This window comes from Bradyrhizobium sp. (assembly GCF_016462955.1).
Classification (GTDB): domain Bacteria; phylum Pseudomonadota; class Alphaproteobacteria; order Rhizobiales; family Xanthobacteraceae; genus Bradyrhizobium.
The window spans coordinates 1-2851 of the sequence record NZ_JAEMSD010000699.1 but is presented as its reverse complement, the minus strand read 5'-3'; the positions used below and the strand labels follow the sequence as shown (position 1 = coordinate 2851).

Annotated in this window: 2 protein-coding genes; both read right to left on the bottom strand. The window is 63.1% G+C overall.

What is annotated here, in order from left to right; translation table 11 throughout:
• Positions 1-1461, bottom strand: a 1461-nt coding sequence (locus JHD07_RS37065) for a hypothetical protein (RefSeq protein WP_291631210.1), incomplete at its 3' end; no start/stop codon positions are given.
• Positions 1462-1835: 374 nt separating this feature from the next.
• Positions 1836-2851, bottom strand: a 1016-nt coding sequence (locus tag JHD07_RS37060; protein WP_291631207.1) for a methyl-accepting chemotaxis protein, incomplete at its 5' end; no start/stop codon positions are given.

The window sequence follows — 2851 nt, the reverse complement described above, 5'->3', positions numbered from 1 at the left end:
TCTCCGGGCCCGTTCGCCCGAGACCAGATGAGAAAGCAGGTCGGCCGTGGCCTGCCGGGCCAGAGACGTGACGGCGGGTGTCTTGGCAAGCGACATCGCGAAGCGCTTCTTCTCGTCGATCGAGACCTTGAGACCTTCTCTCGTCAGAAAGATGTGGTCCTTGTAGTGGTACCAGTGCGGTTCGTAAGGCAGTTGGACCATGCGGCCGTCGTCGTGCCAAACGACGATTCCTGGCAGCGGCGGTTGAGCAATGCCCCAATATTGCGCGATCGTTACGCGTGAGCCCTTCCATTCCCCCATAAGGTTCCAAAAATACTGTTCAAGAGTCTCGGCCTTGTGCAGATGTTCTCGGATCAGAGGTTGGTAGTGATCCAGTCCAGCATAGAGGCGCCAGATCGTGCGCACACGCATCAGATGAACACTGATGCGTTCGCCGGTATCGGTTTCAAGCTCGAGATCATCGAGGTCTTGATCGCGGTGCTTGACGTCCACGAGCAGACCCGTCGCGCGACTGGGAAAATGGAGGCTTGCGCCACATCGCAACTGCGTTACGAGTTCGTCAGGTTCATCGCCCTCGAAGAAGGGCCGGGTATCCTCCACCAGCTTCGGCGTGCTGAGGTTTTTGTCGGCAATGAACCCGTGGAGATCCCACAATTCAAACGTGCTGAGAGATTCCTCGTCTTTCAGCGCAGTCGCAATCCGGGCTAGCGCCGGCTGATCGAGTGAAAGCACGCTGTCGAGAAGGCCGGAAATGATCGCGTCTTTGCCGGCCCGTTCTTTCCAGACCTCCGCAATGACGGGATGATCGCACAGCAGCTTGATGAGCAGAGGAAGGGCAATTGTCGGTCGCGCCAGCGCCGGATTGATGCGCCGAATGTGAGCGACGGCGGTTTTTATCCAGAGATATCCAACAAGGTAGGGGCTCGTTTCCGGGCTGTTTGGTTCGGCGAATAGAAGGCGAAGCAGTCCGTCTTGCTTGTCGGGTTTCTCGTAAATCTGAGACTCGCGCGCAATGCGAAGAACCTCGCCGCTGTTGTCCTGATTCCATGCCAATTCTATCATTTGGGCGTGAAGAGGGACGGGATTGGGGATGATGATGTCGTCTGCCCTCTCGTCGGCATCGAGCTCCGCATAAACGGCGAGTCCTTCCAGGATCGGAAGATAGATGCCGAGCAGGAGCTTCGCGGGCGCCGTCAGCGTCAGGTCGCCTCCCTGGCGAAAGGCGCGCAGCAGCCTGGCCGCTTCCGCACTATAGGCAAACCCGAGGCGCGTCGTTCGCGCACAGGCATGATGGGTCAGTTCGTGATGGATGATCGTGGCGACGCTCCGGTCATCCACCATCGGAGGCTCCACCACAAAGGGAAGCCCATGGAAGGCGTGAACCGCCCAGACGCCTTCGTGCTCGATCAGCCCTGTGAATGGGTGCCAGTACGCGTCATACCGTGCCGACCGCAAATCCATTCGAGCAGATCCGACCAATGGCGGCTTCAAGTTGAATGGCGATCATCAGTCTAGATGAAAACTTTCAGAACTTCAATCTTTGGTAAGCATGCACGCGAATGCCGGATGTGCTTCACGCAGACGCCTGCGACCCAGGTGCCGTAGGTGTTTGGAGCGAGCTGGGTGATCGAACTCCCGCGGCGGGGGCAGCGCGCCAACGATGCATCATGCGGCTGTTTTGCCCGGCGCGTCAAATGAAGTTCGAGGAATCCGCAAATCGCCGTCGCCGGCAGCTAAGCCGTTGAAATAGCTGTCGCGGTCTACTGTGCATGGGGTTGTTTTTCAGCTTTTGCTGGCGCGGCCCCTTCGCTCGTTCCTGGGTGGCGTCCGCGCGGTCACCCTGCCTTGGCGACCCGCCCGTCCGCCGACCCCGCGCGCAGGTTCTGGAAGAACGCCTCCACCTCGCGTGACAGCGTCTGCGCCGTCTCGGTCACGCTGCTCGCGGCGGTGAGGACCGATGCCGCCGCCGTGTCGGTCTCACCGATGGCGTCGCGCAGCGAGGTGATGTTCGCCACCAGCGTCTCGTTGCCCTGCGCCGCACTTTGAGCGTTGGAGGAGATCTCGCGTGTGGCCTGGTCCTGCTGACCGATGGCGCCGGCGATCGCCGACGTCACCTCGTTGATCTCGCGCACCGCCCCGCCGATCTCGCGGACAGCGTCGACCGCGTTGCGGGTCGAGGCCTGGATCATCGCGACGTTCTCGCTGATCTCGGCGGTGGCCTTGGCGGTCTGGCCCGCGAGCGCCTTGACCTCGTGAGCGACCACGGCGAAGCCGCGGCCGGCCTCGCCGGCGCGCGCGGCTTCGATGGTGGCGTTCAGCGCCAGCAGATTGGTCTGCTCGGCGATGGCCTGGATCAGGTTGAGCACGCCGTCGATTCGCTGCGTGGCGGCGGCGAGGCTCTCGATCTCGGAGATCGACTTCTCGGTTCGCTGGCCGGTCTGCTCGACCGCGCCGGCGCTTTGCCGCACCTGGCGGCCGATCTCCACCACCGAGGCCGACAGCTCTTCGGCCGCGCCCGCGACCGCGGTGACGTTATGCGAGGCCTGCTCGGTGGCGTTCGCCGCAATGCCGGCGCGGCTGCTCGCATCCGCAGTGACGCGCGTGATGGTCTGCGCGGTCTCGCGCATGGTGGAGGCGTTGTTGCTGAGGCCGCGCATGATCGCGCCGATCGCCTCGCGGAACCCTTCGACGGAGCGCTCGATATGGCGGGCGCGCTCCTCGCGCGCGGCGGCGTCTTGCGACACCTGCGAGGCGAGGTTGCGGTTGCGGCCCATGGCGTCCTGGAACACCTGGATGGCGCGGGCCAGCGCGCCGAGCTCGTCGGCGCGATCGGAGTGCGGCACCTCGCCGT